Source organism: Sedimentibacter sp. MB35-C1, assembly GCF_030913635.1.
Classification (GTDB): Bacteria; Bacillota; Clostridia; order Tissierellales; family Sedimentibacteraceae; genus Sedimentibacter.
Genome location: NZ_CP133188.1, coordinates 1,384,104 through 1,407,303, shown reverse-complemented (window position 1 = coordinate 1,407,303; position 23,200 = coordinate 1,384,104). Strand labels below are relative to the sequence as shown.

Sequence of the window (23,200 nt, the reverse complement as noted above, 5' to 3'; positions counted from 1 at the left end):
AGCTAATTTATATATGAATTTTTTTTGTATTCTATATTTTCATCTGATTGATCATTACTGTTTATAGTTTCCTGAATTTTTTTCGTATAGCTTATGGGATATCCAGCTCTGGAAATGTAAATTTCAACTCTTCTGTTCTTTGCCCTTCCCTCCGGAGTTGAATTGTCAGCTATAGGGCTATACAATCCGTATCCGATGGCCAGATACTTGGCCGGACTTATGACGTCCTTATCCTCCAGATACTTTAATACCACATTCGCTCTATCCGTAGACAGTGAACGGTCAATATCGGTCTTATCATATTCTACCTCAGCAGTATGACCTGCTATTATAACTTCTTCAACATATTCATCCACCAGCACAAGCCCTTGCGCCAACACATCTAAGATATCTCTTCCGCTTTGCTCCAATACATCACTGTATCCTCTGAATGTAACCGCGTCCGAAAACCTAATAAAGACATATTCTTTGGTCTTGCTTATTTCTACCTGTTCTGTAAGATTATTTTCATCAACATATTGCTTAAGAAGAGAATAAAGTGCATCCAATTCATCCGATTCCTCTTCATCATCGTTCATCTCAACCGCTTCACTTTCCCCTTCTCTATCGGAAGGCGAACCTTGCGTATAATATACCTCAGGATTCATCTGTTTTGAAAATGACGCTACAATTGCTGCATACTTAGCTGCATCAATGGTTGACATCGCATAAAGCATTATGAAAAACGTCAGAAGCAATGTTACCATATCGCTGTAAGTTTCAAGCCAACTGGCTCCGCCGCCTCTTTTTAATTTTTTTCTTCTAGCCATAATAATCCCTACTATTCAAAATATTAGGCATTTGCTTCCTTCTTTCTGCCTTTGCCTCTTTTCTTACCTTTGTCTTTTTTATTACCCTTGCCTTCTTCATCCGAGTTATCCTTGCTTCCTCTTTCTTCGTATGTTATATACGAATTTAGTTTTTCCCTTATGTATTTCGGATTCTCTCCTGATTGTATAGAAAGAACGCCTTCCATAATCATTTCTTTAACAATCATCTCTTCGTCATGCTTCGCTTTTAACCTGTTTGATATTGGTGCACAAATCAGATTTGCCAGCATGGAACCGTAAAATGTCGTAACAAGCGCTACAGACATTCCCTGACCCAAGGAACTGGCTCCATTTGTTACATTCATATTCGCAAGCATGTTTATAAGTCCTATCAATGTTCCTATCATACCAAATGAAGGGCCGAAAGAACCGAGGGTGTCAAAAAATTTCCAAGCTGAAGAATGCCTCGCTTCAATACAGTCAATTTCATTTTCAATTTGTGACCTCACCTTTGTTGGTTCAATTGCATCAACTATAAGCATAACACAGTATTTTAAGAACTCATCCTGAAGTTCTATATTAGTGACTTTTTCCTCAAGAACCAAAAGGCCCTTAAGCCTTGCCTCCTTGGCCAGTTCTTCTATTGTGTCTATATACACGCCAAGGTCTATTTTTTCCCTTTTCATGAGCACCTTGAAATTCTTAGGCACATCTTTTATATACTTTATGGGAACTGACATAACTGTTGCAGCTATAGCACCGCCAAAGGTTATAGACATACTCGGAAAATTAATAAAACTCGCCACAACCTGTGAGGTACTTGATCCGCTTTGAAGAATGCCATAAGCAACCAGTCCAATTCCCGCCAGCAATCCTACTAAAAATGATATGTTCATGATGCACTCCTTTGTTATTCAGCAGTTATTCCTCTGATGATTTTTTGATTATATTCAATAATCTTTTTTACTATTCCTTCTTTTGAGTCTTTAACTAAGTAATATCTACCTGTTGTTAAGGTAATTTTAGTTTCCGGAATAAATTCAATTTTTTCTATCAATGTTGCATTGATTAAAAAAGCCTCTCCGTTAATACCCAATACTTCTACCATATATCCTCCCATGTAAATTAATAAAAGCATTAATTATATTCACAAAACTTTTGTAAGCATAGTTAATTCCTCTATCAATATGCAGGCGGCGGTATACATCCGCCTGCATATTATTAAATTTATCTCTTAAGATTAACCAATTCTTCAAGCATCTGATCAACTACCGAAATTATTTTTGTATTAGCTTGGTATCCTCTTTGTGTTATTATCATGTCTGAAAATTCGTTGGCTAAATCTACGTTAGACATTTCCAACCCACCTGTTACCAAAGCTCCTGTTCCGCCCGCACCCGGTGTATTTACTATTGGTGTACCAGTATTATTTCCTGCTGTATAATAAGAATTTCCCTCTAATTTCAGAGCATCCTGATTAGGTATTTTAAAAACAGGAATAGCTCCTATCGGAACAATTACATCATTTTCATCAACAGCTGTTATTGAACCATCGCTATTTATCGTTATATTGTTGTATTTATCGTAATCATTAATTATAATTACATCTAAATCAACACCTAATGTATCTTCTAAATTTATTTTTTCTTTTCCGTCAACGGTATCAGTATCTATTTCATTAGTACCATCATTATCCCATCCCAGTACGCGATAACCATTAACATCTACTAAATTTCCAGCTTCATCAAAGTTAAGTGCTCCAAGTCTTGTATAAAGCGTTTCACCGCTTGTACTTTTCACAGCTAAATATCCTTCTCCGTTGATATATATATCCGTTGATTTATTAGTAGGGGAATATCCCGAAATTGTATGAATTGTATCAACTGAACCAATTTGTGCACCATAACCAACCTGCGATGCATTTGTGCCGCCTCTGTCATCACCAGGTGCTCCCGGATTTTTTATAGTCTGATAATAAATGTCTCTAAATGTAGCTCTTTGCGTTTTAAAACCATATGTATTTACATTCGCGATATTATTACCTATAACGTCCATTTTTGTCTGGTGGCTTCTCATTCCCGAAACACCAGAATAAAGTGCTTTCATCATAATGTTTATTCTCCTTTTTTTTATTAGCTGTTTAAATCCATCAGGAAATCAGGATTTTAGCCTCCTAAAAAGGACCGGCTATTTTATTACAGCTCCATCTATGTTTGTAAAAATATTTTCTTTTAAATCCTCGCTGTTTACAGCAGTTATAACCTTATTACTAATTGTACTTACAATAAAAGCTTGGTTCTCTATCATCACAAGTACATTTTTCAGACCTTTTTCCTTTGCCTGGTCAGCAGCTTCATTTAGCTTAACTGTTACATCGGTACTCACATCTATACTTCTTTCTCTTATTCTTTCATTTGCATGCTTTGAAAAAACTACTCCGCTTTCAGTCTTTTCATTGTTAATTTTTTGATTTAATACTTCTTTAAAGACCGAATCAATATGTTCTTTATTTTTAACGGCGCTGCTTGTCTGCATGCTGTTTAGATTGCTAATTTTTCTTATAAAATTAACATCTGTCATATTACCACCTGCCTTACTTGTTTGTTTGGCTAAATTCCCCCCAAATCAACAGCAGTTGTCTCATGTTTTTGTAAAGAATCATTAAGACCGTTAATTCCTTCCAGAATATCTGTTAATATCTCCTGAACCGGATCAGTTTCAGGTTCTTCTGCCTGTTTTATTTCCATAACATTTAAATAGCTGTACTCTTTATCATTTACATAAATGGTTGATCCTCCTCCGAAAATAGTAACTCTTTGAACAACTCCCTCTTCAATATCCAATTCGCCGCGCGAGTTGTATTCCGCAACAACCACTTGCTTTCCAATTAATGATGTAGCTTGTCCCTGCATTGATATCTCAGTAAGATCTGACATTGCCTGCAATGACGAGAATTGAGCCATCTGTGATATGAATTCCGTATTTTCCATGGGATTCATTGTATCTTGATTTGTAAGTTGCGCAACAAGCAGGTTCAAAAAATCCTGCATATCCAGTGATTCACTTTCATTTTGAACATTAAGATTGTTTGTTCCGCCTGAGCTGTTCACGCTATATGTTGAATTATAAGCATTAATTTCCAATATTAGCCTCCTTTTATAGCCTTGCACTTCTCAAATTCATAAGCTTTGCGAACACATCTTCTTCATCAGTGTCATTTTCATCTTCTTGTCTGTTGTAATAATTTCTTTGCCTTCCGTGTCCGTTTTCCTGGTCATAGTTCTCATTGTATCTGTGCTCGTTATTCTCATTTTGCATCACTTGATGACCATTCGGCAGTTCATGGCTCTTTACAATAATATTAACCGATGAATTTGTTGTGCCTTTCAAAACCTCTGCAAGTTCAGATACCTTTGAATGCAGTATGTTCTGTGTATCCTTATTCAGGGCTTTAATTTCAACAGTCATCTTGCCGTCTTCAATTGTCATCTTGATATCAACCTTACCCAGCTGCTTAGGCTTTAGCTCCATGGTTACATACTTAATATTCTCTTTACCGTTGCAATCCTCTTTCATGAATATTATTTTGTCCTTCACTTGATTCAATACCTGAGGATTTATCATAGAAGACTCATCCGACACTTGAATAATCTTGGTGTCTTGCGGAACAAATATTCTATCAGGAGATATCATCTCAGGGTTGTAATCTGTTCCATTTTTCTGGTGCTCATTAAGCACAAACGATTCATTATTACTTTTTTCATATTGAATTTCTGTAAAAATTTGTTTATTATCCAAAGAATTCATTATCTTAGGCGATAAAGAAATTTCTTTATTCACATAATGATCAAGATTTTCGTAGTTGGTTGCATTCGTTGATACTATTGTTTTCGGCTCTAAGTAGCCTATATTCTCAGGAAATAATTTCACAAGTTCAGCATTTTCATCTACTTGAATCTCGTAATTCACCATGCTTATGAAGTTTAATAATTTTGCTGATGTTTTGTCCTCTTTGGCTTCAGGCTCATCCTCTGTTTTTTCACTATTAACCTCATAACCTTCATCCTGCAATGGGACAAAATCTATAAGACGGAATAATGAAATCATATCCACAGTGCTGAGTTCAGAAAGCTCCGCCGGTTCTACCTGGCTTAAAATGTTGCTGCCAGCCTCCCCATCATTAAGCTGCGACAGTATTTTTAGAAAAGCACCATTATTACCCTTAAGCCCCTTGCTGCTGGTAAACATATTATTCAAGGCTTTTTCAGGCATGACACCGCTAAGATTTGCTGTGATATTCATTTTTTTCACCTCCTTTCAATAACTAGTTACTATATTGCATATCTTTTTGACACGCTATTGTTTGAAACGAATTCTTCAATAAATATTTCCTCGTTTCTGTTCAAAGTCTTGTTATATTTATCCTTCTCTTTTTCCTTGAGCTTTTCAAGACTTGATATTTCCATATTCATGCTTATTATTTCTTGCCTCTTTGCTTCAATTTTTCTTAGAACGATGCATTTTTCTTCTTCCTTGTTCTCAATTTGCTTTAATATACTGCTTGTAAGCATCTTGTAATACGTCATCTCTCCAACAGAAATTAATACAGAAGATTTTTCTATAAATTCTTTCTCTATTTTTTGAAGTTGTGCCTTCAGATTATTAATGCTGGCTTCAATCCTAGCAAGATTATTATTTAACCCTCCAAGTTCAATTTTAAGGTTATCTAGCATCTGCTCTTTTATTTCTAAAATTTTCTGAAGAGTAAAGCTGAATTTTTTCAATTTAATCCCCTTTTTAAATGTAATTGTGAAAAAATTTATATATCTTTAATCAAAGAAAGTGTTTCATCATATGTATAGTTTTCATTTATACCCTGAATCAGAAATTCATTAACTTTATCAATCTTTCCAATTGCAGTGTCCAGCTTTAAGTTTGTACCTTTTTTGTAAGCACCAATAGAAATCAAATCATAATTTGCGTAATATACAGATAAAATATCTCTTATTTTCTTAGCACTGTCATTATGGTCTTTTGCTGCAATGTCATTCATAAGTCTTGATATACTTGCATTTATATCTATTGCAGGATAGTGGTTGGAATTCGCCAGCTTTCTTGTAAGTACTATATGCCCGTCCAGAATTCCCCTTACTGTGTCTGAAATAGGTTCATTTGTATCATCACCTTCAACCAATACAGTATATATTCCTGTTATTGAACCATTTTGAAAGTTGCCGCTTCTTTCAAGAAGTTTCGGCAGCTCAGCATAAATAGATGGTGTATATCCTCTTGATACCGGTGGTTCGCCTGTCGCAAGGCCTATTTCTCTCTGAGCCATTGCAAATCTTGTTAAAGAATCCATCATGAGAAGTACATCCTTGCCCTTATCCTTAAAGTACTCTGCAATTGTTGTTGCAACCAATGCACATTTAACTCTAAGCATAGCCGGCTGATCTGATGTTGCAATCACAAGTATGGATCTTTTTAATCCTTCTTCTCCTAAATCCTTGTCGATAAACTCTCTTACTTCTCTACCCCTTTCACCTACAAGAGCAATAACATTTATATCTGCTTTTACATTCTTAGCAACCATTCCAAGCAATGTGCTTTTACCCACACCGCTTCCGGCGAAAATTCCCATACGCTGTCCCTTGCCTATAGTTAAAAGTCCGTCTATTGCCTTTACGCCAAAACTAAGAGCACTGTCTATCCTAGGTCTCGACAGAGGATTAATGTAGTCATTGTCCACATAGCAGTATTCATTTCCATCAAATTCTTTACCTCCATCAATCGGTTGACCTGTAGCGTCAACAATTCTTCCTACCAAAAAATCTCCAACCGGAATTTTTAATTTATTTTTAGTCGATTTAACTGTATTTCCCAGACCTATACCTTTTATGTCTTCATAGGGCATAAGCAAGACCCTTCCGTCGTTGAAACCCACAACTTCTGCCCGTACCTTTCGATTTAGTATGTCAGTTTCAATCTCACATACCTCACCGATTTTATACCTGCTTCCAGTTGCCTCAATCATCATACCTGATATTCTCTTAACTTTTCCTATGTATGTGCAGAGATCTTCTCTTGCCAACACTTCCTGTATTTTAGCTAATTGAATTTTAGACTGCATTTTTATTTAAAACCATCTCTTTAAGATTTTTTAACTGCGTATTTATACTTGCATCCAATACACTGTCCGGTGTTTCAATTATTGCGCTGCCTTGATCAATATCCTCTGAAATTTCAAATTTTACATCATTTGATATTTTGCTTAAAGCATTTATCAGTTCCTTATCTGTTTGAACTGAAATTGCGTCATCTTTGCTAGACATATACACCTTAACCCATTCTGCATTTCTGTAATTCTTTATTAAATCTTTAATTATGCCTGATATTACATTGTCCTTAACACTGATTTTATGTCTCAGTATCTTTTCTGATATATCTATTGCAAGATTTGTCAACCCATTCTCATATTCTGAAATAATCGAGTCCTTTTCTTCTTCTATTTTTTCAAACATTTTTTTAAGCTCTTCAAGCTTCGCAGAATTTTGTAAGCTAAGCTTTTCTTCAACGCTCACTTTCCCAGTCTCATATCCTTCGTCATAGCCTTTATTTTTGCCTACTTCAACACCTGCATTGTAACCTTCTTCATAGCCTCTTTTTTTGCATTCGGCTATTTCATTTTGAGCATTTCTTTTTGCTGCACTTATAATTTTTAGTGCCTCCGCTTGAGCTTCCTTCAAAATAATTTCTCTTTGGTTATATATATCATATATATCTTCTTTTGAAGTGCTTATTATTTCCTGTTCAGGCAGCTCTGTCTTTTTAATGTAATTTAACTGACTATCTGCATTACTATCAAAGATAACATATTCGGCCTTGATTATATTAGACAATAATATCATCCTTTCCGCTCTTAGCTATAATGAGTTCCCCTTCTTCTTCGAGACGCCTGATTACAGATACAATTCGCTGCTGAGCTTCTTCCACATCTCTCAAACGTAAGTTGTGAGTATATTCAAGCTCTGATCTGATAGTTTCACCCATCTTAGTGGACATATTGCTAAACAGCATATCCGCAACGTCCTTGTTCGAGCCTTTAATTGCATAAACAAGGTCTTTTGAGTCCACCTCTCTGAGAAATCTTTGAATACTCATTGAATCCATAGTAACAATATCTTCAAATACAAACATACGCATTCTGATTTCATCAGCAAGTTTTGCATCTTTTTTACTTAATTCATCGAAAATGTATTTTTCATTTCCTCTGTCCATATTATTCATAACATCCGCAACATAGTTAACCCCGCCAATTTCTGTAAAGTCAACGGATATAATAGAGTTAAATTTCTTCTCCAGTTCTTGCTCAACATACTTAATAATTTCGGGAGATGTTCGGTCCATCTTTGCTATTCTCTCTACTACGTCAATCCTCTTTTCCTTTGAAAGCTCCGATATTACAGCAGATGCTTGATCTGCTCTTGCGTATGACAATATAAGGGCTATTGTCTGTGGATGTTCATTTTGTATAATAGCCAATAGATTCTTATAGTCAGCTTTTCTTAAAAAGTCAAAGCTCTTGGATCTCAGTGTTTTGGTTACTCTTTCTAAAAGACTTGCAGCTGTTTGAGAACCGAATGCTTTCTCAAGCACGTTTTTCGCATATTCCAGTCCGCCCTCAGTTATAACCTTTTGAGTCAAGCATAAGTCATAAAAATCTTTTAGAGTTTCCTCCATTGTTTGGGAATCTAAATGCTGCAATCTGGATATTTCATATGTAAGTTGTTCAATTTCATCTTCTTTTAAATATTTGTATATCTTTGAAGCATCGTCAGCACCGAGTGAAATAATAATCGCCGCAGATTTTTGTCTGCCTGTTAACTTTGTTGATGCCATTAATCATCTTCCCCCTTAAGCCATGTTCTGATAAGCTGCGCCGCTATTTCAGGATTAGAATTTGTAAATTCCTTAAGCTGCTTTTTAATTACCTGCTCAGGTGTTTCCTGAAGTTTTATTTCATCCTGTATATCAGCCCACGAATAATCTGTTGCTGCTGCTTCAGCTTCAGCTCCTTCCTGACTTTTCTTAGCCTTTTTTCTCTTTCTCAAGATTAAAGTCAATATAAGCGAGAAAATTGCTATCACAGCCAGCGCTATTCCGCCATAGATAAGTATATCTCTCAGCTGTAATCCTCTTGGTTCACCTGGCTCAGCAGTTACAGGAACCACAGGTGCCTCTGGATCATAAAACATCATATTGTGCAGTGAAATATCCTCTGTACCTACTCCTGCGGCAAAGGCAATAAGTTCTTTAACTTCATCTATCTCTTCTTCTCTGATGCTTGCTTTATTAATTACTGCAGCAACTGTAAGCTGCTCAATTTTTCCGGGGTTATGCTCTATTTGCTCTTTTAACTGGCTCACCAAATAATTAATTGAATTGGAATCCTTGAAATATATGTTTTCGCCTTCAATTACTACTCCAGGGTACGTTGGAACTTCAGCGTTTGTTTCTGTTCCTGCCATTCCCCCTACAGTCTCGCCAGGTCCTGAAACTTCCCTGTCACTTTTCGTCTCACCAGGAACTCCCAGATTTGTCTGTTCATCTGGCAAGTATTGCAATAGTTCGCTTATCTTTTTATCAAAATTAATAGTGCACTTCGCAGATACTTTTACATTATCCGGGCCATAGATTCTTGCCAGGAACTCTGTGACATTTTTTTCTGTTTCTTTTTCAAATTCCTTCTCGATTTCAAGCTTTAGCTTTATAGTATTTGTCTGACTCATCTCACTGCTTACTACAAGGCTGTTTCCTTCGGTATCAATAATTGCTACATTTTCTTCTTTTAACCCTTCCACACTTTTAACTATAAGCTGCATAATGCCATTTGTCTGAGACTGCGACAATGAATGGCCGGTAGAAAGATTTATTTTTACCGATGCTGAAGATTCTTCTTTTTTTGTCTCCCACGCAAAATTTCCATTTTCAGGTATATTTACGGTAACTATTGCTTCCTCTACTCCGTCTATGGTTTCTATGGAAGCTTGAAGTCTTTCCTGCAATTGAAAAACTTCATATTTTCTCTTTTCATAATCTGTAGTCATGAAATCTATGTTTTGAGTAAACACATCATAATTTGCTCCGGTACGCGGATGACCTGATTGTGCTAACTGCATTCTCAGGCTGTTTTCTTTATCTTCGGGTATAAGAATAGTTCCGTCATTTTCATATTTATAATCAACATTATTTTCTTGTAACTGCTTCATTACTTCTGCAGTTTCCTGTTCATCTATATCGCTGAAAAGAACTACATAACCTTTATTGTTTAGAACAATAGTTATTACTAGTGCCCCTGCTACTAATCCAATAAGTCCGCCGATTATTAACTTCTTTATCTTGCCACTGAGTTTTCCCCAAAACTCTGTTGTGTTTTTCCAAATGTTCCTAAATTGTTCTGCCATTTGTAGCTCCTAAATTAGTTATGGAATCAAGCTATACTCCCATACGCATTATTTCATTGTAAGCATCTAAGGCTTTATTTCTGAGCTGCACCACCAAATCCAGCGATATTTCAGCTTTTTGTGCATTAATCATCATGCTGTGTAAATCATCACTTTCACCGACGCTCAGCCTGTATATGTCTTCCTCAACCTTAGCCTCTGACTCCACGTAATTCTCAAGCGCATTGCTAAATATGGATTTGAATGAGGTTTCACCTTTTTTGTTGTCTTGTTTTATTTGTTCACCTGGCTGCTTTATTACCTGAATAGGCTTTATTGGTTCTATAAACATTTCTACCTCCCTATTTCCAGAGCTTTAACCGCCAGTTGTTTCATAGAATTCAATGCAGTTATATTTGCCTGATATGCTCTGTAAGCTTCCATCATATCCACCGTTTCTTTCAACGAATCAACATTAGGCATGCTTACATATCCATTTTCATCTGCATCCGGATGCTCCGGGTTATAAACCAGCTTAAACTCGCTTTGATCTTCAACTATTTCTGTTACTTCAACATTACCGGCTTCATATTCATCTAAATTGTGGATTAACATATTTTTGAAATTAGAAGTTGATGAGAGTACCGCTATTTTTCTTCTGTACGGACCGCCTTCCTCTGTCCTAGTTGTATCAATGTTTGCTATATTTTCTGATATGATGTCCATTCTCAATCTTTGGGCAGTAAGACCTGCACCACTGATATTAAGCGATCTTAAAAACGACATGAATTACCTCCTTTTATTTTTTACCTTCAGAAATTACCGACTTGAGCTTTGAAAAATATGAATTCATTTCTGCTACATTGTACATATATTGAATCTGTGTTTTTGCAAGTTGAAGATTTTCCTTATCCAAATCTACGTTATTTCCATCCAGCCTCAATGATAAATTTTCATTCTCATCAATCAAAATACTGCTGGAATTTATTTGATTATTAATTTGTGATTTTGTTTTTCCGTCTATATTTTCCAAGTTAGATCTCAGCAAATTTTCAAATTCTACGTACTTGCTTTTATATCCAGGAGTAGAATAATTCGCTATGTTTTCCATAGTGATTTGCTGCCTGAGCCAAAGCCCGTTTAGACTCTTATTCAATAGATTTAAATTATTGCTTTCACTTATATTCATGGTAACCTTCCCCTTACTAAAATTATCACTAAAAATGAGTACAAAAAATATAATTTATTAGTTTTTGCACAGCTGCATAATAAATTATATATATATTCTTTAGATATATAATCAGTATTGGCAACTGGCAACCGTAGATTGCTCCTTAGGTCCTATAGTTTTGTGTCACTGTCTTTCGGCAGTTTTACCTTTTTCAATTCTTAATTTTTTTTTAATAATATTTTAATATGGTTATTATATGATAAAATGCTACAAAATGCAAGCTTTTTTGACATTGCATAATATTCAGTCTATTGATTATTTTTTATTTTATATTTTTCTATTTTTGTATATATATGTAATTTTCTATATCCTGCTTTGCAGCGCAAATACCTGAAATTTTACAAACAACAAAAAAACATACGCGAATATCTATTCATACGCGTATGTTTTTATTAATTTATATTATAAAAACATATACAAAAATAAATAATTTAGAAGAAATTTTTCTAAACTTTTTATTAATTTTTTACAAAAATTTACTTATTTATGTTCTTTTAAATGCTTTTTTATATCGCTCAGCTTTGTTTTGCTGACTTTCTCAGAAGCTGTAATATTAAACTTACATGTTTCAGCTAATTCTTTTCTTGTGATTGTTATTTCTTTAGGAGCATCAATAGCAATCTTTACTTTATCCTGAGAAATTTCAGAAATAATAATTTCTATATCTTCTCCGATAAGTATTGATTCTGAGACTTTTCTTTTTATAACTAGCATTTTCTCTCCTCCCCAGCTACTATTATATTGTATCTGAGAGGATATGAATTTTGCAATATTACCTGTTTAGCTCTTCTAGTCTCAGGATTAACCGCAATCGGACTTTTCAAGTTGACAACTGAATCCTCAACGTTCTCTTTTATAATTGCAATTATCAAAAATTTAAGATCCGCCTCACTTTTAACTTCCAATTCCTTTAAGTCTTCTTCATTTACTATTGGCTCATAGTTTCTGATAACAGCATATGGATCTACAAGCACAAATGACAAATCTGTATTGTCAATTGCCTGCAAAAACATAAAATCGTCTTCAGGATCATCTTTTAATATTACATAATCATTATATTTTTCAAATCCATACATGCCGCATACAAACCTTATAACATCATTTTCTTCAACCGCAATTTCTCCGAAATCTCTTGTGTTTATATATTTTTTAGGCAAATGTATCTATCTCCTTATGATTAGGATTCGCACTTGGCGGCACAAAAATAGGGGTACCTATATAATTAATTTCTACTTTTGGATATTCTTTAATAGTAAATTCTATGCTTCCGGGAATAAAATTTATAACAGGTCTTTCAATATTCCAATCAAAATCAAGCTTATCCATTTCAAAATTCATAGAAATTCCTCCAATATCCCATGAGATATCAGGGCCTGTGTTTGGAATAAATCCAAGGTTAAACTCCACATCGCTGAAGAATTTTTTCATGGCAATTTCGGCTATGGGATTATCTTTAATGTTGATATCCAACATAAGATTTCCATCTCTCGCATATGTGGCAGTAGCTTCGTATGCAGCATGAACACCATTTTTAGCAAAATCTTCTACTGAACGCATTGCACTTTTGATGCCTGCCGAATACCTTGCTTCAACTGTATCGATATTAAGCCTTGTCGGCTTCATCTCCATTTGAAGCCCGCCTTCATCCCTTTTCAATTCAAATGTAGCACTGGCATTTGCAATTTCATAGCGCGCTCGATTTATTTTAAATTCTATAGACATTGGTATAGCTTTAATTTCCAACAGCGGTTCTATCATTTCAAACACTCCTTGCTAATTCATAAAATCTATAAAGCTGTTTTGAAGAATTTTATTACCCATTGACAATGCTGCGTTGTATGAATATTCCTGCATTTTAAAATCCATTATTGCTTCTGCAGAATCAACATACTCCACATCAAGTATTTTATCATTAAGATTATATTGGGCATCCTCATTTCTTAACTTTAAAAAATCAAGATAATTTGTCTTAGCCCCTATATCTGTAATACCCACCAGCACCTGTTTTTTTTGTTCTTCATATTTTTCTATATATGGAGTGATGTTATCTAATGAAAAATCCGGATTATTAAGCTCATCCTTTATTTTTCCTATTAATGTATACAAATTGTTCGGTGTTCCGTCTGTTTCTCCAAACCCCATAAAACTTATACCTGACATGGACATATTAAAAACAGTATCAGTGTTTAAATTTCCCGAACTGTCAAATGTCATTCCCAATCCCAAATCTACGTTTATGGTTTCATTTTTAAGTTCTTCTAAATCTACCAGATTCCCGTCCTCATCTTCTAGTGTGTTAACATTTACACCTTTGAAATATAGTTCTCCGTTCTTCACAGTGAAAGGCAGTTCATCCTTGCTTGTGCCTCCAAAAACATACCTATCCTCAAATTTTGCATTAAGCGAGGTTACTATTGAATCCTGAAGATTTTCAAGTTCTTTCGCAACAACCTCTCTATCCTCGGAACCCATCGTTCCCGTTATTCCCTTTAAATAAGATGTATATACTCTTTCCACATTATTACTTATTTCAGTTAAATTTGTTTCAGCCATAGTTAGAAATGAATCAACATCGCTTATATTCGTATCATAGATTTCAGTTGATCTGTACTCTCTTCTCAACTTATACGCTTTGATAGCAGAAACAGGATCTTCAGAGCCTCTAAAGAATTTCCTGCCAGTCGAAACTTTTTCATTTAAGTAATTCATTTCATAAGCAGATTTACCCAAATTTCTTATATACTTACTTGACATCATACCAGTGGTTATTCTCATAATATCCCTCCTATACTCCCATTCTGTTAATTAACGTATCCAGCATATCATCTAAAGTTGTCATCAAGCGCGCAGCTGCATTATACGATTTACTGTATTGCAGCAGGTTTACTCCTTCTTCGTTCAAATCTACAGAAGATATGCTGCTGCGTGCAAAGTCTAACTGATATTGTGAATCAAAATATGTTTCATATGAAGTTTTTACGTCTTTTAACTGTAAATTCAATCTAGTTGTCGTAAATGACAAAAACTCCTGAAATGTTCCGTTAAATATTGAATCACCTTCATCTATTGTTCCGTCATCATTTATATCAACATTCGGCACATAGTCTTCGTCGGTTTGAAAGCTATTGATCATTCTCAATATATTGTCCGTGGCTCCTGCATTATCTCCTTCTGAAGTACTCGTGGTGTTGACTATATATGAACCTGAGGAATTCAGCCAGTCATCACTTATCTTTATGTTTCCCGCAGTAATATCTCCACCACCTCTGGAAGCAAACAAATCATTGGGCCCATCGGTTGTTTCGTTTAAAGCATTCATATTTTCAGCAAATTTATTTGCAAGCATGTCCAGCATATTTTTATAATATTGAATTCCGTTTACATCAGAATTTTGATATGTATCCGCTGATGTTGAGAAACTGCCCTTTCCATTAAGAAATTTTAAATAACCGTCCAGCTGTCCTCCGTTTATGGAAGATGTAATATCATTTTCTGTTCCAGAAGAATCTTTTTTGTATATTAGAATTTCATTGTTTGCATTTGCTTCGGCTTTTATTTCGTAAGACTCATTTCTGTTTACAATTTCTTCGGACGTACCTCTGAGCCTTATAACCATCTCATCTATAGTTTTACCTCCGCCTATATCAAGCGGTACATAATCCACTTCTATATCCAGATAATTTGACAACTCATCAATCAGCATATTCCTTTCATCATTCAGTTCAAGTGCCGGATTTCCGCTGATGTTATCAGCTTTTATCTGTTCATTAAGCTTAACAATGTTTTCAGTCAGCTGATTAATTTTTACAATCGCACCGTCTTGCAAATAGTTTGTTTGCTGGTTGGTAATAGTATCTATCTGTTCAGAATAATTATTAAACATCTGAGTGAGCATCTGAGCAGAACTGCGAACAACTCCCTCTAAAACAGGATCTGAAGGGCTTGATGTAAGAGATTGAAGCTGCTCTAAAAGATCAGAAAATTGCGCATCTAATCCGTCTGTTTTTATCTCGTCGAATACTTCTTCTAAATCGCTCAATGCTTCTAACTGAACATCTTCGCTTCCTGCCTTTGCAGCCTGCAGCCTGTATCTCAAATCTAGGAATGAATCCCTGTACTGACTCACACCTATAGCCTGCACTCCTTGTCCTATAACAACACCGTTTGTGCCAAACTTTATATTGCTGGTACTCAGAGAAAAAGAAGTTATATCAAGGCGTTGACGGGTATAACCCTTGGTTTTAATATTTGATAAATTTTGTCCCACAATATCGATCATATTTTGATTAACTGTTAGTGCACTTGTAGCAACCTTATATCCTAAAAATGTTGATCTAAGCATGTATTACTCCTTGCTATATTTTTTTTGAAAGCAACAGGCTTTTTGTTTTGTTTTTCGATTCCTGCACCGTGTACGTATTTTCCTTTTCTCCCAGTTGCTTTATCGCTCTGTCTATTCTGTGCATACGAACTTTAATAATTGTTTTGCACAAATCGCTTATCTTTTTGACTTCAGCTATAATTTTAGCAAACTCTTCATATTTTTCCTTCAGCATCGCTGCTTTCTTATCATCAGCAGCTTCTATAACTTCCTTAAGCGTCATATTTTTATATCCCATTGAATCAAGCAGCTTTTCTCTTTTCTGTTCAATGCCTCTGATTTTCAGATAGTATGCCTGTTCCTTCGAAACAATGTCATCTAATGTTTCAATATCATTTTTTATGACCGTATCATATTTTTTATATTCTAATTCAAGAAAATTTTTATATAGGTTAGAACTTTCTTCCAACAATTTTATTAAAACGTCCATATAATCCTCTTATTTTAATAGTTTATTGACTATTTCTTCTACATCAACGCTGTATGTCCTATTGTTTATACTTTCTTTTATTCTGTTTATTTTTTCCGCATCTGTTTCTTTATTTATTTTATTGGTAACATCTTTTTTTATTGAAGTCAGTTTCAACTCATCTTGATCAGTACTGCTTTTTATCTCTATGACATCAAATTTTTTAGATTTTACACTTTCTTCATTTTTTACAGTTCTCGTACTTGCCTTATAATTCATATAATTACTTATATTTTGGATTTTCATAAATACTTCCCCTATCTGACATCTGTTAATAATATCGGCTTTGAATACAAAAAATTAACCGAATATATAATTTTTTTATGCCGCGTTTATAATTTTTTCTTCATCTACTATTAACAGCACGTCTTCGTTTTTGTCTCCCTTAGCTACACCTTTTACAAAACCGTCTCTGCATATTTTCTTTATTTCCTCAGTCTCTTCAAATTCAGTTATGTCTTCAACTGACAGCACTTCATCCACAACAAGTCCTGCAAACGAATTGTCCTTCTCAAGAATTATAACCATTTCCTTATCGCTCTTTAAATCATCTTCTTCATTTTTATCTAATTCAAAAAGCATTTTTAAATCAATCAGCGGAACCACATTGCCTCTTAAGTGAATCAGTCCCTTCATATAGGTTTGAACGCCCGGAACATAAGTTATCTCATCAGGCTTCATGACAATCGATGTAATCATCTTGCTATTTATTGTATATAAGCTGCCTTTAAGTTTAAAAATCAGCCACGGAAACTCTATTTCTTCTATTATTTGTTCTACATCATAGCTCATAATATCACTCCTTATACTGCGCTTTCTGCGTCTTCTGATATTTTCAACTCAAACTGGTCTACCAGTTCTTTTAAGAGCACAGCCTGGCTTCTCAGTTCCTCGCTCGCCGCCGCACTTTCTTCAGATGTAGCTGAATTAGTCTGGACTACATCCGATATTTGTTCAATACCCTTAGTAATTTGCATTATTGAGCCGGCCTGTTCGTTAGATGCCTCTGTTATATCATCCACCATCTTTACTGATTTTCTTATTTCATTAGCCATCAGTTCAAAAGATTTTTTTGTTTCGTCCGCAATTTCAGCACCTTTTTCAACAGATTTTACTGAATTTTCAATTAAGAACGCCGTACTCTGTGCTGCCTCGGCACTTTTTGATGCCAGATTCCTGACTTCATCGGCAACAACAGCAAACCCTTTTCCTGCTGAACCGGCCCTTGCAGCCTCAACAGCGGCATTCAACGCAAGTATGTTTGTCTGGAACGCTATTTCATCGATTGCTTTTATTATCTTTGCTATTTCATCAGTTGATTTTTTAATATCATACATTGCATCTGTCATATGCTCAACCTGGATGCTGCTTTTCTTAACTTCCTGCTCTGCATTCTGAGTAATTGTGCTTACATTGTTCGCATTTTGTGCATTTAATTTTACCTGCTCTGATATTTCATTTATGGTTGCAGAAAGCTCCTCAATTGCACTTGCCTGTTCAGCTGTTCCTTGCGATAATGCTTGTGAGCCGCCTGCTACTTGCTCTGATTCGTTTTCGACATGTGATGCTGCCTCATTTATTTTTGTCATAGTTCCGTTAAATGAATCTATAATTTGTTCTAAAGATGTTTTAATAGGTGCAAATCCACCTATAAAATTCTCTTTGACATGGACGGTAAAATCGCCCTTAGCCATTTCATTCAATACTCTATCTATTTCACCTACATACAGTTTTAATGTCTCTATTGTTCTTTTTATTGTTGCGGTAGCTTCTCCAAGCTCATCTCTTGATGTATATTCAACCTGATAATTTAAGTCTCCGGCACTTATTGCATTAGCTGCATCTGATATTTCTTTTACAGGCCTATTTATGCTTCTTATAATAATTCCTCCTAAGAGTAAAGACATTAAAAAACTGAACACCGCCAGCGAAGACAATATTATCAATGAATTTCTGCTTGCTTCATTGGAACTTTGAACAAAATTCTTTGCAATTATATCAAGATTTTTGCTTACCTCAGTCATTGTGTAATCTATTGAATCCAATATGGGAGCTAATTCTTCATTAAGAATCTCCAGGCTCTGCGTATTTCTGCTTTCACTTAATAAAATTACAAGTTTATCGCTTAATTCAGTAGCCTTTTTCAAATTACTTTCAATTTGACTTACTACACTGGGATAATCATGCAACATTACTTTCAGAAGTGCAAAAGATTCATTAGCTGATTTCATCCCGCTGGTAATTTCCGCAGTATACTCCTTTATCAACGTCCTGCTAGGAGTAGTAGCTGATTTATATATCGACTTTTCAACATTTTCAAGAGAAAACTTCGTCTCCCAGGCTAATATTTCCGATTCGTAACATTCTTCATAAAAATCATTGATATCTCCGGCAATGCTATTTATGTTATATAGCGAAACCGCCATGGATAACGCAAATATTACAAATACAACTCCAAAACCAACAGTCAACCTTGTTGAAATTTTAATATTGCTAATATTGATTTTTCTTTTATTAGACCTTTTAATCTTTGGTTTTCTTTTTTTTATACTCACTTTATTCTCCTTAAACAAGTAATATTATATTAATTCCCCGCCGAAGTAATAAATTCAACTTCTTTTTCATCAAGTATTTTTTTCAAGTCGATAAGCAATACAATATTGTTATCTAATTTAGCTATTCCTGTAATGTATTTATTTGTGTAATCCGAACCCATATTCGGAGGTTCTGAAATATTATCAAGATAAATATTTGCAACTTCATTAACAGAGTCAACAATAAAACCTATATAAGCACCGTTTATACCGGTAACTATTATGCAGGTTCTTTCATTATATTCAATTTCTTGTTTCTTTAGTCTCAACCTGACATCAATGATGGGAATAATAGTTCCTCTTAAATTAATTACTCCTTTTGCATAGGACGGGAACTCTGGAACGGCTGTTATTTCTTGCATTCCGACTATTTGAACAACATCAGCTATAGCAATTCCAAACAGCTGATTCTCCGTATAAAAAGTAAGATATTTGTTTTTTAATGTTTCTTCATTTGAACTATTTTTTATTGAACTTACATTATCCTGCACACGATCACCTCATAATAATTATTCATAATTATTATATCGTCACATTGATATAAAATATTAGTTAAATATTAATTTTTATATCAATGTCTCAATGTCTCGGATTTTTTCTGACAGTAAGCACAGCTTTTATTACTTCTGTGGTAACTTCACTTCCAATATCTCTTATTTCATGGATTTTTTGCGTTATTTCATCCTTAGTAGCAACCATGTACATTGGCTTAAGATTGTTTAGTGCTATGGCTATAATATCCTCTTTGCAGCGATCACACCTGCAGCAATTCATTTTTTTAAGAGTTGCATCCAATTTATTTAATACAAGTTTTTCTGTAACATTGTACAAAATCACATTATTTTTTTCTTCTTTTATTAAATTTAATTCTTTGTTTTGAAAAATTGTTTCTTTAGAATTGTTTTTTTCAGGAATATTTGGTGCGTATTCAACAGGGGCATCTTGCACTTGCTCTGTTTCCCTTTTTAAATTTGTCGGCATAATTTTTTTGTACATTAATTCTCTGTCAAAAGTTTTTTTGATTTTTGCCATCTTATAACCCTCTTTCAAAAAGTTCTTCAACTAAACCCATGTAATCTCTTGCCGCCGCATTTTTAGGTGCATAGCTATAAATATCCTGTTGATTTGTCTGTGCCTCCATTACTACCACACTTGATCTTATTGTGGTGTTTAATATCCCCGTATTCAACTTTTCAGCAATTAACTCAGCGGTACCTTTAATTTCTCTGCTTAAGATTGTTCTCTTGTTAAATTTTGTAAGAATTATCCCCTCAACCTTCAGACTAGGATTACAGTACCTTCTCACTCTGTCAATTGTCTCAGAAAGCTGGGCAATACCCTGCAGGCTGAAAATATCTGCCAGCATGGGAATAATAATATTATCGGATGCAGTAAATGCATTAACTGTCAAAATACTCAATGCAGGCGGTGTATCTATGAATATATAATCATACTTATCTTTTACCGAATTTAGAGCTTCTCGAAGGAGGTACTCCCTTCCCGTCTGAGTAAATTCAAGCTCTATCCCGCTTAACAAAATATTTGATGGAATAATATCAAATGAAGGCGTTTTCTGGATTGCAAACGAAGTCTTTGTCTCACCCTTTAATATTTCATAAATTGTGGCACAGTCTTCCGTTTCAGCACCTGAGCTAAAACTTAAATTAGATTGCGGATCCAAATCCACGCAAAGAACCTGGTATCCCTTTAATTTAAAACCTGCCGCAACCGCTCCTGTTGTAGTTGTTTTTCCAACCCCGCCCTTTTGATTTGTAACAGAAATTACTTTAGCCATTTATTCAAACTCCTTATTACAATTTTTGACTATGTTTTCTAAATTGTAACAAAAAATTTACATTTAAACAATACAAAAAGATTAAAAATCTTAACAGATTTTTAATCTTAGGCTTGATGATACAATCATAGGAATGGATAAATTTTTATTCTTTAGTATCAAGTTCTTTTATCTCTATAATAATTGCTTCCAAAACAGCGCCTCCAATTGCTCTCGCCTTATCGGAAATTGTATAGCAATTCTTTAACTGATCAATCCTAGGATCTATGTCTCCCACCTTAAATCCTTTTGTAACATATGTCCCTCCTCTTATAATTCCTCTTATTATGCCGTCAATTTGTGCGCTTATGGTGTGGCCGTTTACGGTTGCAATTATATCTCCTTGTTTGACAGTATCTCCTATGCTGTGTTCTACTTCTATTATTCCGTCGTTAGGAGATTTTAAAACTCTTTCTATCGTATATCCTGCAATGTTTCCTGGCCTGCCGGTATTTGGCTCCGCATTTCCATTAAAAATCAATCTTCCCATATTGTGCCCGCGATTACTTTCAATTACAACACTTACATCTTTTCCTGCCGTAAAACCTGGTCCTATGGCTATAGTAACCGGAGCAAGATCCTTGTGCATTCCCGTGTTTCGCTTTGCAATAATAGCATCCACGACAGCTAATGGCTTGAAAGAATTTATACATGAACCCTTCGGATCAACTGCAACCGGAACACAGTTTTCTGCCCATGCGTGGTAAATTTCAACTATACTTTCCGCACGAACCGCAGTTATTCCTTCCAGCTCTGTTCTGCCTGTGTATACTGCCTCAGAAAAACATACTGTCCTTCTGATTGAAGTCGGTTTCTCCAGTTCAAGTACCAGCACCCTGAATCCGACTCTGTGAAGTTTCTGTATAACACCGGACGCAATGTCTCCGCCGCCTCTAACTACAACTATTTCTCCGTTCAATATTTCACCTTCTTTTTTACTGCTCTATCATAATCCTCCATGGTATCTATATCTGTAAATTCATAATCAGATTTAAAATCAACATTTAACAAACCGTCCGAATTTTTTTTAATTATAGACTTCCCTCCAGCGTCTCCACTTAAATTCATTAGCTGCTCTCTAAAAACATACGGAAATATCACTGGATTTCCATTAGTCTGATTACAGCACGGAATAATAATTTTATCCGGATTTTCTTCAAATGCCTTTAAAAGTTTTTTTATGGTTTTTTCTTTTATATATGGCTGATCCGCAACAAAAAACATAAATCCATCCACAAGTCCGGCTTTTTGAACTCCCAGCCTTATAGAAACACTCTGCCCCAAAAATGACTCCTCGTTTTTTACATAATTAAAGCCTGTTTCAGAAGCCTTTCGTAAAACATCATTATCTTTTGCAACAACAATAACATCTTTGAAGCAACCTGTGCAGTTCTTAACTGCTTCAAAAATATATTCATAAATATGCTTGTCGCCGATTTTCATCTTAAGCTTATTTTGATTCATTCTTTTTGATAAGCCTGCAGCCATTATTATTGCATCAACATTCATAATATACTCCTTTTTCCAAAGAGCCAAGAATAATTTTAAAGTTATAAGGCTTATTTACCGCACTTTTTTTAAGATAATCTGATAGTTCCTTCACCACATTTATTTCTTCTCTTGTTTCAGCTTTATTAAAAAACAAATAAAGACTGCCTTTTGAGTTTTTAAATATTCCATTTTTATTTGAACAGATTTTCCTTATTGACTCAAAATCAACATATTCACTTTTTTCAGTTAATATATTAAATTCATCAATTCCATATATAAAGTCTTTTTCTGCCCTTTTATTTATATAATCAGCAGGAAAAATACCTATGGTCTTGTTTGTTCTTTTCAGCACAGGAGGTTCATGATCCTTCCAGCCCTTAATAGGAAGATTGCGGGATCCATCTGATTCCAACAGCACTATGTCAAAGTCTTTAACTATGCATTCCAAATCATCATCGTCAATGCCTATTAATTTGTTTGTCAGGGAATCAAGTTTTTTTGACACAACGGTAATTGAATTATTGGCATTTGGTTTATTCATAAAATAACTTTCTATATTACAATACAAATAATCGCAGTCTCCTGCAGATGGCATCATTATTTTTGTGCTTGTGCTCGCAAGAACCCTGTATTCATTTCTAAGTTCGTTTGCCAACTTAAACAACATCGTTGATTTACCGCCGCTTCCTACTATTGATACTACATCGCCTTTTTCTATGCTTAATATTTCTTTGATCTCCTTCATGCTATCACCAATAATATTTTAACATTAATATATATAAATGTCATCCTTGGATGCCATGTAATTAAAAGTTTAGCCATGCAAGCACCGTCCAGGCAGGCATTCGCACCATATTCGTAAATAAGTGTGGATTGGCTGCGTAAACGGCAACATAGCAAGAGGCCTTTTTAGCAACACGAAATATTTCGTAATTAGATGACATTCAT

The 23,200-nt window shown here is 34.8% G+C and carries 30 protein-coding genes and 1 riboswitch; all 30 genes read right to left on the bottom strand.

Annotated elements, in window-relative coordinates:
* Positions 1–2 precede the first annotated feature (2 nt).
* The gene (locus RBQ61_RS06690) at positions 3–809 is read right to left on the bottom strand and encodes a flagellar motor protein MotB (RefSeq protein WP_308139715.1); all 807 of its coding nucleotides are present in this window, start codon (positions 807–809) and stop codon (positions 3–5) included.
* Positions 810–832: 23 nt separating this feature from the next.
* Positions 833–1,705, bottom strand: coding sequence for a motility protein A (locus RBQ61_RS06685; protein ID WP_308139714.1), 873 nt, complete (start codon positions 1,703–1,705; stop codon positions 833–835).
* 14 nt (positions 1,706–1,719) lie between these two features.
* Positions 1,720–1,917 (bottom strand): flagellar FlbD family protein, encoded by a 198-nt coding sequence (locus tag RBQ61_RS06680; protein WP_308139713.1) that lies wholly within the window; start codon positions 1,915–1,917, stop codon positions 1,720–1,722.
* Positions 1,918–2,036: 119 nt separating this feature from the next.
* Positions 2,037–2,918: a flagellar hook-basal body complex protein gene (locus RBQ61_RS06675; RefSeq protein ID WP_308139712.1), complete on the bottom strand. Its 882-nt coding sequence runs from the start codon at positions 2,916–2,918 to the stop codon at positions 2,037–2,039.
* A 78-nt stretch (positions 2,919–2,996) separates the two neighbouring features.
* On the bottom strand, positions 2,997–3,389 hold the full coding sequence (locus RBQ61_RS06670) for a TIGR02530 family flagellar biosynthesis protein (RefSeq protein ID WP_308139711.1): 393 nt from the start codon (positions 3,387–3,389) through the stop codon (positions 2,997–2,999).
* Between the two features lie 29 nt (positions 3,390–3,418).
* Positions 3,419–3,952 carry a flagellar hook assembly protein FlgD gene (locus RBQ61_RS06665; protein ID WP_308139710.1) on the bottom strand — a complete coding sequence of 178 codons (534 nt, stop codon included), beginning with the start codon at positions 3,950–3,952 and terminating at the stop codon, positions 3,419–3,421.
* Between the two features lie 13 nt (positions 3,953–3,965).
* Positions 3,966–5,111 (bottom strand): flagellar hook-length control protein FliK, encoded by a 1,146-nt coding sequence (locus RBQ61_RS06660; protein WP_308139709.1) that lies wholly within the window; start codon positions 5,109–5,111, stop codon positions 3,966–3,968.
* Between the two features lie 29 nt (positions 5,112–5,140).
* Complete coding sequence (fliJ, locus tag RBQ61_RS06655) at positions 5,141–5,593, bottom strand: flagellar export protein FliJ (RefSeq protein ID WP_308139708.1); 453 nt, start codon at positions 5,591–5,593, stop codon at positions 5,141–5,143.
* A 35-nt stretch (positions 5,594–5,628) separates the two neighbouring features.
* Positions 5,629–6,939: a flagellar protein export ATPase FliI gene (gene fliI / locus RBQ61_RS06650; RefSeq protein ID WP_308139707.1), complete on the bottom strand. Its 1,311-nt coding sequence runs from the start codon at positions 6,937–6,939 to the stop codon at positions 5,629–5,631.
* On the bottom strand, positions 6,929–7,708 hold the full coding sequence (locus RBQ61_RS06645) for a FliH/SctL family protein (RefSeq protein ID WP_308139706.1): 780 nt from the start codon (positions 7,706–7,708) through the stop codon (positions 6,929–6,931). The genes fliI and RBQ61_RS06645 overlap by 11 nt, the downstream gene beginning before the upstream one ends.
* On the bottom strand, positions 7,701–8,708 hold the full coding sequence (gene fliG, locus RBQ61_RS06640; protein ID WP_308139705.1) for a flagellar motor switch protein FliG: 1,008 nt from the start codon (positions 8,706–8,708) through the stop codon (positions 7,701–7,703). The genes RBQ61_RS06645 and fliG overlap by 8 nt, the downstream gene beginning before the upstream one ends.
* A complete protein-coding gene (fliF, locus tag RBQ61_RS06635) occupies positions 8,708–10,273 on the bottom strand; it encodes a flagellar basal-body MS-ring/collar protein FliF (RefSeq protein ID WP_308139704.1) in 1,566 nt (521 codons plus the stop codon). Before fliF ends, fliG begins: the two co-directional genes overlap by 1 nt.
* Before the next feature lie 31 nt (positions 10,274–10,304).
* A complete protein-coding gene (gene fliE / locus RBQ61_RS06630) occupies positions 10,305–10,604 on the bottom strand; it encodes a flagellar hook-basal body complex protein FliE (protein ID WP_308139703.1) in 300 nt (99 codons plus the stop codon).
* Positions 10,605–10,606: 2 nt separating this feature from the next.
* Positions 10,607–11,038: a flagellar basal body rod protein FlgC gene (gene flgC / locus RBQ61_RS06625; protein ID WP_308139702.1), complete on the bottom strand. Its 432-nt coding sequence runs from the start codon at positions 11,036–11,038 to the stop codon at positions 10,607–10,609.
* A gap of 13 nt (positions 11,039–11,051) precedes the next feature.
* Positions 11,052–11,441: a flagellar basal body rod protein FlgB gene (gene flgB / locus RBQ61_RS06620; RefSeq protein ID WP_308139701.1), complete on the bottom strand. Its 390-nt coding sequence runs from the start codon at positions 11,439–11,441 to the stop codon at positions 11,052–11,054.
* Positions 11,442–11,557: 116 nt separating this feature from the next.
* A riboswitch (cyclic di-GMP riboswitch) is annotated at positions 11,558–11,640 on the bottom strand.
* Positions 11,641–11,963: 323 nt separating this feature from the next.
* Positions 11,964–12,197: a carbon storage regulator gene (locus tag RBQ61_RS06615; protein WP_213925491.1), complete on the bottom strand. Its 234-nt coding sequence runs from the start codon at positions 12,195–12,197 to the stop codon at positions 11,964–11,966.
* On the bottom strand, positions 12,191–12,640 hold the full coding sequence (gene fliW, locus RBQ61_RS06610) for a flagellar assembly protein FliW (RefSeq protein ID WP_308139700.1): 450 nt from the start codon (positions 12,638–12,640) through the stop codon (positions 12,191–12,193). The genes RBQ61_RS06615 and fliW overlap by 7 nt, the downstream gene beginning before the upstream one ends.
* Entirely contained in the window at positions 12,633–13,241 is a 609-nt protein-coding gene (locus RBQ61_RS06605; protein ID WP_308139699.1) for a DUF6470 family protein, read from the bottom strand. The genes fliW and RBQ61_RS06605 overlap by 8 nt, the downstream gene beginning before the upstream one ends.
* Positions 13,242–13,256: 15 nt before the next feature.
* Complete coding sequence (locus RBQ61_RS06600; protein ID WP_308139698.1) at positions 13,257–14,258, bottom strand: hypothetical protein; 1,002 nt, start codon at positions 14,256–14,258, stop codon at positions 13,257–13,259.
* Positions 14,259–14,268: 10 nt separating this feature from the next.
* Entirely contained in the window at positions 14,269–15,825 is a 1,557-nt protein-coding gene (flgK, locus tag RBQ61_RS06595) for a flagellar hook-associated protein FlgK (protein ID WP_308139697.1), read from the bottom strand.
* Between the two features lie 13 nt (positions 15,826–15,838).
* Positions 15,839–16,294: a flagellar protein FlgN gene (locus RBQ61_RS06590; protein ID WP_308139696.1), complete on the bottom strand. Its 456-nt coding sequence runs from the start codon at positions 16,292–16,294 to the stop codon at positions 15,839–15,841.
* A 9-nt stretch (positions 16,295–16,303) separates the two neighbouring features.
* Positions 16,304–16,579, bottom strand: coding sequence for a flagellar biosynthesis anti-sigma factor FlgM (locus tag RBQ61_RS06585; protein ID WP_308139695.1), 276 nt, complete (start codon positions 16,577–16,579; stop codon positions 16,304–16,306).
* A 75-nt stretch (positions 16,580–16,654) separates the two neighbouring features.
* Complete coding sequence (locus RBQ61_RS06580) at positions 16,655–17,125, bottom strand: chemotaxis protein CheW (protein WP_308139694.1); 471 nt, start codon at positions 17,123–17,125, stop codon at positions 16,655–16,657.
* Between the two features lie 11 nt (positions 17,126–17,136).
* Positions 17,137–18,888: a methyl-accepting chemotaxis protein gene (locus RBQ61_RS06575; protein WP_308139693.1), complete on the bottom strand. Its 1,752-nt coding sequence runs from the start codon at positions 18,886–18,888 to the stop codon at positions 17,137–17,139.
* Positions 18,889–18,917: 29 nt separating this feature from the next.
* Entirely contained in the window at positions 18,918–19,418 is a 501-nt protein-coding gene (locus tag RBQ61_RS06570) for a chemotaxis protein CheW (RefSeq protein ID WP_308139692.1), read from the bottom strand.
* An 88-nt stretch (positions 19,419–19,506) separates the two neighbouring features.
* The gene (locus RBQ61_RS06565) at positions 19,507–19,959 is read right to left on the bottom strand and encodes a late competence development ComFB family protein (RefSeq protein ID WP_308139691.1); all 453 of its coding nucleotides are present in this window, start codon (positions 19,957–19,959) and stop codon (positions 19,507–19,509) included.
* Between the two features lies 1 nt (position 19,960).
* Positions 19,961–20,722, bottom strand: coding sequence for a ParA family protein (locus tag RBQ61_RS06560; RefSeq protein ID WP_308139690.1), 762 nt, complete (start codon positions 20,720–20,722; stop codon positions 19,961–19,963).
* Between the two features lie 145 nt (positions 20,723–20,867).
* Entirely contained in the window at positions 20,868–21,680 is an 813-nt protein-coding gene (gene yqeB, locus RBQ61_RS06555; RefSeq protein WP_308139689.1) for a selenium-dependent molybdenum cofactor biosynthesis protein YqeB, read from the bottom strand.
* Complete coding sequence (locus RBQ61_RS06550) at positions 21,677–22,270, bottom strand: nucleotidyltransferase family protein (RefSeq protein ID WP_308139688.1); 594 nt, start codon at positions 22,268–22,270, stop codon at positions 21,677–21,679. The genes yqeB and RBQ61_RS06550 overlap by 4 nt, the downstream gene beginning before the upstream one ends.
* Entirely contained in the window at positions 22,260–22,997 is a 738-nt protein-coding gene (yqeC, locus tag RBQ61_RS06545) for a selenium cofactor biosynthesis protein YqeC (RefSeq protein WP_308139687.1), read from the bottom strand. The genes RBQ61_RS06550 and yqeC overlap by 11 nt, the downstream gene beginning before the upstream one ends.
* Positions 22,998–23,200: the final 203 nt, after the last annotated feature.

What these genes read in the sequence shown, in the direction of transcription:
- RBQ61_RS06690 (WP_308139715.1), bottom strand. Translation starts at nt 809, where the DNA reads ATGGCTAGAAGAAAAAAATTAAAAAGAGGCGGCGGAGCCAGTTGGCTT.
- RBQ61_RS06685 (WP_308139714.1), bottom strand. Translation starts at nt 1,705, where the DNA reads ATGAACATATCATTTTTAGTAGGATTGCTGGCGGGAATTGGACTGGTT.
- RBQ61_RS06680 (WP_308139713.1), bottom strand. Translation starts at nt 1,917, where the DNA reads ATGGTAGAAGTATTGGGTATTAACGGAGAGGCTTTTTTAATCAATGCA.
- RBQ61_RS06675 (WP_308139712.1), bottom strand. Translation starts at nt 2,918, where the DNA reads ATGATGAAAGCACTTTATTCTGGTGTTTCGGGAATGAGAAGCCACCAG.
- RBQ61_RS06670 (WP_308139711.1), bottom strand. Translation starts at nt 3,389, where the DNA reads ATGACAGATGTTAATTTTATAAGAAAAATTAGCAATCTAAACAGCATG.
- RBQ61_RS06660 (WP_308139709.1), bottom strand. Translation starts at nt 5,111, where the DNA reads ATGAATATCACAGCAAATCTTAGCGGTGTCATGCCTGAAAAAGCCTTG.
- fliI (WP_308139707.1), bottom strand. Translation starts at nt 6,939, where the DNA reads ATGCAGTCTAAAATTCAATTAGCTAAAATACAGGAAGTGTTGGCAAGA.
- fliG (WP_308139705.1), bottom strand. Translation starts at nt 8,708, where the DNA reads ATGGCATCAACAAAGTTAACAGGCAGACAAAAATCTGCGGCGATTATT.
- fliF (WP_308139704.1), bottom strand. Translation starts at nt 10,273, where the DNA reads ATGGCAGAACAATTTAGGAACATTTGGAAAAACACAACAGAGTTTTGG.
- fliE (WP_308139703.1), bottom strand. Translation starts at nt 10,604, where the DNA reads ATGTTTATAGAACCAATAAAGCCTATTCAGGTAATAAAGCAGCCAGGT.
- flgC (WP_308139702.1), bottom strand. Translation starts at nt 11,038, where the DNA reads ATGTCGTTTTTAAGATCGCTTAATATCAGTGGTGCAGGTCTTACTGCC.
- flgB (WP_308139701.1), bottom strand. Translation starts at nt 11,441, where the DNA reads ATGAATATAAGTGAAAGCAATAATTTAAATCTATTGAATAAGAGTCTA.
- RBQ61_RS06615 (WP_213925491.1), bottom strand. Translation starts at nt 12,197, where the DNA reads ATGCTAGTTATAAAAAGAAAAGTCTCAGAATCAATACTTATCGGAGAA.
- RBQ61_RS06605 (WP_308139699.1), bottom strand. Translation starts at nt 13,241, where the DNA reads ATGATAGAACCGCTGTTGGAAATTAAAGCTATACCAATGTCTATAGAA.
- RBQ61_RS06600 (WP_308139698.1), bottom strand. Translation starts at nt 14,258, where the DNA reads ATGAGAATAACCACTGGTATGATGTCAAGTAAGTATATAAGAAATTTG.
- flgK (WP_308139697.1), bottom strand. Translation starts at nt 15,825, where the DNA reads ATGCTTAGATCAACATTTTTAGGATATAAGGTTGCTACAAGTGCACTA.
- RBQ61_RS06590 (WP_308139696.1), bottom strand. Translation starts at nt 16,294, where the DNA reads ATGGACGTTTTAATAAAATTGTTGGAAGAAAGTTCTAACCTATATAAA.
- RBQ61_RS06585 (WP_308139695.1), bottom strand. Translation starts at nt 16,579, where the DNA reads ATGAAAATCCAAAATATAAGTAATTATATGAATTATAAGGCAAGTACG.
- RBQ61_RS06580 (WP_308139694.1), bottom strand. Translation starts at nt 17,125, where the DNA reads ATGAGCTATGATGTAGAACAAATAATAGAAGAAATAGAGTTTCCGTGG.
- RBQ61_RS06565 (WP_308139691.1), bottom strand. Translation starts at nt 19,959, where the DNA reads ATGGCAAAAATCAAAAAAACTTTTGACAGAGAATTAATGTACAAAAAA.
- RBQ61_RS06560 (WP_308139690.1), bottom strand. Translation starts at nt 20,722, where the DNA reads ATGGCTAAAGTAATTTCTGTTACAAATCAAAAGGGCGGGGTTGGAAAA.
- RBQ61_RS06550 (WP_308139688.1), bottom strand. Translation starts at nt 22,270, where the DNA reads ATGAATGTTGATGCAATAATAATGGCTGCAGGCTTATCAAAAAGAATG.
- yqeC (WP_308139687.1), bottom strand. Translation starts at nt 22,997, where the DNA reads ATGAAGGAGATCAAAGAAATATTAAGCATAGAAAAAGGCGATGTAGTA.